At 67.1% G+C, this 7,290-nt stretch carries 5 protein-coding genes; 2 read left to right on the top strand and 3 right to left on the bottom strand.

The genetic code is table 11. The annotated features are described in order from the left end of the window. On the top strand, positions 1-240 hold a 240-nt coding region (locus LQR33_RS23300), incomplete at its 5' end, for an iron chelate uptake ABC transporter family permease subunit (protein ID WP_231470635.1). Beyond that, positions 237-1,073, top strand: a complete 837-nt coding sequence (locus tag LQR33_RS23295; RefSeq protein WP_231470634.1) for an ABC transporter ATP-binding protein — start codon at positions 237-239, stop codon at positions 1,071-1,073. The genes LQR33_RS23300 and LQR33_RS23295, both read left to right, overlap by 4 nt. 61 nt (positions 1,074-1,134) lie before the next feature. On the opposite strand, the gene LQR33_RS23290 is transcribed toward LQR33_RS23295, so the two are convergent. From LQR33_RS23290 to LQR33_RS23280, 3 genes are all read right to left on the bottom strand, one after another. Continuing rightward, positions 1,135-2,205, bottom strand: coding sequence for a hypothetical protein (locus LQR33_RS23290; protein WP_221667643.1), 1,071 nt, complete (start codon positions 2,203-2,205; stop codon positions 1,135-1,137). A gap of 153 nt (positions 2,206-2,358) precedes the next feature. Beyond that, complete coding sequence (locus LQR33_RS23285) at positions 2,359-3,099, bottom strand: hypothetical protein (RefSeq protein ID WP_166440595.1); 741 nt, start codon at positions 3,097-3,099, stop codon at positions 2,359-2,361. A 226-nt stretch (positions 3,100-3,325) separates the two neighbouring features. Then, positions 3,326-7,290, bottom strand: a 3,965-nt coding sequence (locus LQR33_RS23280) for a non-ribosomal peptide synthetase (protein ID WP_231470632.1), incomplete at its 5' end; no start/stop codon positions are given.

Below are 7,290 nucleotides of genomic sequence, written 5' to 3'. Positions count from 1 at the left end.
GGCCCCATCGCCTTCATCGCGCTGGCCGCGCCGCAGATCGCCCAGCGGCTGCAACGCGCGCGCGCCACCAGCCCGCTTACCGCCGCCTGGACCGGCGCGCTGCTGCTGTTGGCGGCCGACTACGCCGCGCAGCATCTGTTCTACCCGCGCCAACTGCCGGTTGGCGTCGTCACCATCTGCATCGGCGGCCTGTACCTGCTGTGGCTGCTGCTGCGCCAAACCGGAGGCGCGAAACCGTGACCACCCTGTCCTTCAAGCTCAGCCCCGCCGCCGTTGATTCCACCGCGCCCGTTGCAGGACTGCCGCGTCTCTCCGGCGACAGCCTGCGGCTGGGCTACCGCCAACGGACGATCTGCGAGCGGCTGAACCTGCGCATTCCCGACGGTTCCTTCACCGTCGTCATCGGCCCCAACGGCTGCGGCAAGTCGACGCTGCTGCGCAGCCTCAGCCGCCTGCTGAAACCGCTGGACGGCCAGGTGCGGCTGGATGGCCGCGACATCCACAGCCAGCCGGCCAAGGCGGTGGCGCGCCAGCTGGGCCTGCTGCCGCAAAGCGCCGTCGCCCCGGATGGCATCACCGTGGCCGATCTGGTGGCGCGCGGCCGCTATCCGCATCAGGGCCTGCTGCGGCAATGGAGCCGCGACGACGAAACCGCGGTCAATGAAGCGCTGAAAGCCACCGGCACCGTCGACCTCGCCGACCGACTGGTGGACGAGTTGTCCGGCGGCCAGCGCCAGCGCGCCTGGGTGGCGATGGCGCTGGCCCAGCAAACGCCGCTGCTTTTGCTGGACGAACCCACCACCTATCTGGACATCGCCCACCAGATTGAACTCTTGGAGCTGTTCCGCACGCTCAACCGCGACGGCGGCCGCACGCTGGTGGCGGTGCTGCACGACATCAACCACGCCTGCCGCTACGCCACCCACCTGATCGCGATGAAAGACGGCCGCATCGTCGCCGAAGGCGCGCCCTCCCGCATCGTCAGCGCCGAACTGATCGAGCAGGTATTCGGCCTGCCCTGCCTGATCATCGAGGACCCGGTCAGCCATACGCCGATGGTGATTCCGCGCTGATTTCGTTTTGCGGCTCCGGCATGTGAAATGGCCCTTATCGGGCCATTTCCTTTCATCGCTATCAATCCAACCGGACCTTCAGCGCTTGACCGCTGTCTCGACGCACCGCCCCTGGTCGAACAACGCGTAGCGCCCGCACTCGGACGCGAACATCGCGGCGCTGTGGTGGCCGACGCCCGGCACCTCGAACAACCTTTGCCCGCCGCCCTCGCCCGGCGGCGGCAGCGTCCGCAGATAATTGAGGCCGCGCTCGAAACGGGTCGCGCCCTGGGCCTCGGCCGCGCAGGTGGTATCCAGCTGGGACCCGGTCAGGTCGGTGTCGGCCGTGCCCAGCAGATATAACGATGTCGCGGGACAGATAGGCAGTACGCAACGCGGCCGGGCTGACCGGCTGGCGCGCATAACGCGGCAGCGCGCCGCCCAACCCGTATTCCCAATGGTCGGTCTTGCCGCAGGCGGCGTCCGCCGGCTTCGGCCGCGCCGCGGTGAAGTACAGGTAAATGGAAGGATTGGAAACGACGTAGCGGATATGCACGCCGCGCTCCAGCAGCGCCGCCTGTCCGTGGCCTATCGCCGCGTAATGCTGGACGAAACGGCCGCCGGTGGAATGCCCGGCGATCACCACCACATCCAGATCCGGAAACAGCCGTTTGTCCGCCAGCCGCGTCAGGATGGCGTCCAGCGCGTCGAAAGAACTAAGCGCCGCCGGGGCCTCGGCGTCGTAGCCTATCGCCCAGTCGTTGACGCCCCAGCGCAGCACCTTGTCCGGCAGATGATGGGCGTCGATGTCCGCCTGGATCAGGAATTGCGGCGCGATGACGATGGTGCCCCGCGCGGCCTCCCCCGCCTGCGCCGCCGCATACCCGCCAGAACGCAGATCGCGCCGTGGCCAGCCGTGCACCGTAATGACCGCGCGGCGCACCCCCGGTTGCGGCCGGCTCCAGTCGCGCGAAAAATGAATGGGCAACTCGCCCTCGCCCCTGTCGGTTTTCACCGCCAGTCGTCCGTCCTGCACCTTGGGCACCGGCGACAGCACCTCCGGATCGATGGCGGCATGCGCGCCGCCGGCCAGCCAAACCAAGATCAACGCCGCCGCCAATCGCCACGCCGCCATGCCTCGTCGAATCCGCATCCCATCCCTCCCGTCTTTGACCTCTACACGGTATGCCAAAAACATCGCGAATGAATCCCATCTAGCGGCCTTAGAAACAAGTGGCAACAAAAAAGGCCCCGAAAGGGGCCTTCCTTCTCTAGAACCGATCAGCGTTGATCGCGCGGTCTCGCCTCAGCTCTTGCTCCGCGCAAGCGAAGCCTTGTCGCTGACCATCAAATCCGGCGTGGAATGATCCTTGAATGCCCTCATGGCCTGTATAACGGCTTGCTCATGCTCCCTGATTGTCGGCGCATCCATTTCCTCCACATCGATAACCAAAAACAGGCTGAAAATATCCTGAAGCAGCGGAATCAGCTTATCGGATTCGCAAAAACTCTTGATATGGCTATTTTGTCCGACATTCATCCCTGTCATTCCGCAAGCGATGCAGGTATTATCGAGCTTTTTCAGGATCGCTCCCGGATAGCAATGCAAGCCGATGTAGACATCCGGCCGAATCGCATTGATATTCGAATCATCAATGCTATTACCCACGCCGTTCCCAGTCAGCAATTGCACTGCGCCGCCATTGATGATCTGAAAGCCATGGCCAATGACAATCAGGCAACTCCTCTCATTCCGAGCGCGCAGCAAGCCATGCACCAACCCGGCTATGGCCTGGTAATATTCCGTGACGCCGAGAACAGCCTCCCGCCTGGCTTCACTCATCAAACCCAAACGCTCCGAATGCGCCTGCGACATGGATTGAGGAATGTAAAACTCTACATCCGCGTCGATTGAGTCTTCTTTTTTCAACCGGAGATATTTCTCCACTAGATCCAGCCCGTACTCGTAGAACTCTTGGGACTGTTCCGAGATCGAGACTCCCGAAGCGCCGAGCAAGCCCTCTCCTACCACGATCAAGATTTTCATCTGAGTTTCCTCCGGTCACGGCTCAAAACGCAGGTCATAGCCGACTCTCGTTGAACGACGGCCATCACCCAGGATTTCCAACATCAGGGACGTCAAGAGAAAGCGCATGTGACTGGCCCATCGACAAAAATGCCGCGCCTGACATCAGGCGCGGCATTTCGGCCTCTCGGCCAAGTCCGTCACTCATCTAACGGAAAGAACAGAAGCTAGCGGAAACAACGCGGCATCAACCCAGGCTATCCACCTCCTTCAAAATACCGTCCAGCAACGGGCCCAGCGTCTCCAGCGACTGCGGCGACACGATATCCTCATGCGCGCAGTCGAGCTCGTGCACGGAGAGGCCGGCCAGGTGCGGCCGCCAGGTTTCCCGCACGTCCATGCCACCGGGCAAGGTGCGGCGGGCGACGAACAGCGTGGCCTGGCCGTCGTAGCGCGGCGTGCGCGCTTGCGACAGCAGCCGCACCGCGTCCTGATAGTTGGCGACGATGTGGCCGAACATCTCGGTCTTTTCGCGCAGCATGAAGGCGTCGGCGGCGTCCTCGGTGGCGGACATGAACTGCTCCTGCTCGCGCGCCACCTCGGCCTTGGCCTCTTCCTCGGTCGGGCCGTTCCAGTCCTGGCCCTCCGGCGGATAGGTGTCGAGCAGGCCCAGGAAAGCCACCTCCTCGCCCTGCTGCCGCAGTTTGGCCGCCAACGCTTGCGCCACCGTGCCGCCCAGCGAATAGCCGATCAGGTGATACGGGCCTTGCGGCTGGATGCGGCGCAGATTGGCCAGATGACGGTCGCACACCTCGTCCATGCCGGCGCAGCGGGCGATGGCGCCGTCCGGGCGCGGCGACTGCAGCCCCACCAGCGCCAAGCCCTGCCGCAGATGGCGCGACAAGCCGCTGTACTGCCAAGCGAAGCCCGAGGCCGGGTGGATGCAGAACAGCGGCCGCCCCTTGCCGGCACGCAGCGGTAGCACCTCGCCGAAGCCGGCCAGCGCCGGGTCGGACGCCAGGCCGGCGTCGGACAACACCGCCGCCAGCTTGGCCACCGTCGGCGAGCTCATGATCTGGCCGACCGACACCGGCAGCTTCAGCTCGCGGCGCAGCGTCGCCGCCAGCCGCATCGCCAACAGCGAGTGGCCGCCCAGCGCGAAGAAGTCGTCGTCGGCGCGCACCGCATCGCGTTCCAATATCTCGGCGAACAAGGCGGCGATGCGGCTTTCCAGGCCCGGACGCGGCTCTCGGCCGTCGATCGACGCCGCAGCCGACGGCTCCGGCAGCGCCTTGCGGTCCAGCTTGCCGTTGGCGCTGAGCGGGAAATCCGCCAGCCGCATCACGGCCACCGGCACCATGTGGGCCGGCAGAACCTTGGCCAGCGCCGCGCGCAGCGCGTCGGCCTCGGGCGGGTTGTCCTGATCCGCTGCGATCACATAGCCGACCAACTGGCGGTTGTCGGCGCCGGCAGCATGGGCCGCCTGGCCGCCCAGCGCGCGGGCGTGGACCACCGCGCGGGCCACGCCCGGCTGAGCCAACAGCGCCGCCTCGATCTCGCCCAGCTCGATGCGCTGGCCGCGTATCTTCAGCTGGTCGTCGCTGCGGCCCAGATACTCCACCGCGCCGTCCGGCAGCCAGCACGCGATGTCGCCAGTGCGGTACATCCGCTCGCCCTCGGCGTACGGATCGGCGATGAAACGGCTGGCGGTCAGGTCCGGCCGGCCCAGATAGCCATGGGCCAGCTGTACGCCGCACAGATAAAGCTCGCCCGGCGCGCCCACCGGCACCGGCCGCAGCGCGGCGTCCAGAATGCGCAGCGCGGTGTTCCACACCGGCAGGCCGATGGGCACGCTGGCCGATTCCGGCGCCGGCTTGGCCGCCGGCTGGTAACTGACGTCCACCGCCGCCTCGGTCGGGCCGTACAGATTGTGCAGCGGCGCGTCTATCAGGCCGGCGTAGCCGTCGGCCAACTCGCGCGACAATGCCTCCCCGCTGCAAAACACCCGGCGCAAGCTGGCCGTCTGGGCCGAACGCGCCGCCGCGTCGCCCCGCATGTGGGCCAGCAGCGCCGCCAGCATCGACGGGACGAAGTGCAAGGTGGTGACGCCGCGCGCGGCGATCAGCTCCAGCAACGCCTCCGGATCGCGGTGCGCGTCCGGCGGCGCCATGAACAGCTGCGCGCCGATGATCAGCGGCCAGAAGAATTCCCACACCGACACGTCGAAGCTGCAAGGCGTCTTCTGCAGCACCACATCATCCGCGTTCAGGCCGTACTCGTGCTGCATCCACAGCAGGCGGTTGACGATGGCGCGGTGCGAAACCAGCACGCCCTTGGGCCGGCCGGTGGACCCGGAGGTGTACAGCAGATAGGCGGCGTGGTCCGGCGTCAGCGCAGGCGCGTCGAAGGCTTGCGGATCGATCGCCAGTTCGTCCTGCAGCAGCAGCGTGCCCATGGAAGCGAAACGCGGCGCCAGTTCGGCGCAGGTGACGATCAGCGCCGGCTTGGCGTCGGCCACCATATAGGCCAGCCGCTCGTCCGGGTAGCCGGTGTCCAGCGGCAGATAGGCGGCGCCGGCTTCCTGCGCCGCCATCAGCGCCAGGCTCAGATGCGCCGAGCGCGGCAACGCCACGGCGACGATGTCGCCAGGCTTGACGCCGGCCTCCGCCAGCCGGCCGGCCAGATGGGCTACCTGGGCGCGGGTTTCGGCATAACTGAGCGCGCGCGCCTCGTCCAGCAGCGCCGGCGCGTCCGGCGTTCTGGCCGCCTGGGCCTCCAGCAGCGACCGCAGCGTGGCTTCCGGTATCGCTACGGCGGTGGCGTTGACCTGCTCGATCAACTCGCGCTCGGAGCCGGTCAGTGGATTGAAAGCCGACCACGGCAGCTCCGGCTGATAAGCCAGGTGCTCCAGCAGCGCCAGCATGCGTTCGGCCAGTTGCTGCGGTTCTTTGACCAGATCGCGGTACTCGATCAGCAGCCGCAATCGGTCGCCAGGCAGCGCCAGCACGGTCAGCGGATAGTGGGTATGGCCGCGGTTGCGCAGCGAGGCGATGCGCGCGCAGTGGTAGTCGCGCGACTGCATGTCCTGATCCGGGTAGTTCTCGACCACCAGCAGCGTGTCGAACAGCGTGGCCGCGCCGGCCAGGCGCTGGATTTCGGCAAGGCCCAGCCCGTCGTGCTCCAGCAGACGGATCTGCCGCGCCTGCAAATCGGCCAGCTGATCCCACAGCGTCGCGTCCGGCCGCAGAGCCACCCGTACCGGAATGGTGTTGCTGAACAGGCCGATATGCTCGTCCACGCCGTCCACCGGACTGAAGCGGCCCGACACCGGCGAGCCGAACACCACGTCGTTGCGGCCGGTCAGCACCGACAGCAACGCGCCCCACATGCCCTGCATCGCGGTGTTCAGGGTGAGGCCGCGTTCGCGGCAGCGCTCGGTCAGCGCGTCCTCCAGCGCCTTCGGCACCACCAACTCCAGCTCGCGCACTTCCGGCGCGGCCATCTGCTGGCCGAACAATAGCGTCGGCTTGACGCCGTCCAGCGTCTGCAGCCACAGCTGCCGCGCCGGCGTCAGGTCGCGCGCCGACAGCGCGCGCACCACGCTGGGGTAGTCGACGCGGATCGAAGACAGCGTGTCCGGTCCGTCGCCGTAGGCGGCCAGCAAGTCGCGCAGCATGATGGGCGTGGACCAGCCATCGACAACCAAATGGTGCGCGGTCAGGAACAGCGTGGACAGTTGGCCGTGGCGCGCCAGCGTGGCCTGCAGCAGCGGGCCGTCGCCAGGGCCGCCGACCGTAAAGTCGCGGTTCAGCTCCTCATGCTCCAGCGCCTGCAGCGCCTCGGCCTCGTCGGCCGACGCCGCAAGCTCCAGCTCGCGCCACGGCCATTCCGGCAGAACAAGCGGCAGCAACTGCAGCGGCTCGGCCTGGGCCTCGCTGTCGAAGCCGGCGGCCAGCTGCGGATGGCGGCGCAATACCGCCGCCAGCGCCGCGCGCAGCCTGTCGCTGCCTAGCGGGCCTTCAAAAGTGACGCGGGTGATGGAGTTGTACTTGCCAGCCGCCTCGCCCAGCTGGGCGTGGAACAGCAGGCCCTGCTGCAGCGGCAGCACCGGCAACGCGGCGGCCAAGCTGCCGTGGCGGGCGCAAAGCGCCGCCAGCTCGGCGTCGGACAACGGCGCGCCGCCGGAACCCAGCGTCTCGGCGGCCACCAGCG

Origin of the sequence: Chromobacterium piscinae (assembly GCF_021129175.1) — a bacterium.
GTDB lineage: Bacteria > Pseudomonadota > Gammaproteobacteria > Burkholderiales > Chromobacteriaceae > Chromobacterium > Chromobacterium piscinae.
The sequence above is the reverse complement of the archived record's forward strand: the minus strand, read 5'-3'. Positions and strand labels throughout refer to the sequence as shown.

Coding starts and splice junctions, on each gene's coding strand:
- LQR33_RS23290 (WP_221667643.1), bottom strand. CDS start 2,205: ATGCGGATTCGACGAGGCATGGCGGCGTGGCGATTGGCGGCGGCGTTG.
- LQR33_RS23285 (WP_166440595.1), bottom strand. CDS start 3,099: ATGAAAATCTTGATCGTGGTAGGAGAGGGCTTGCTCGGCGCTTCGGGA.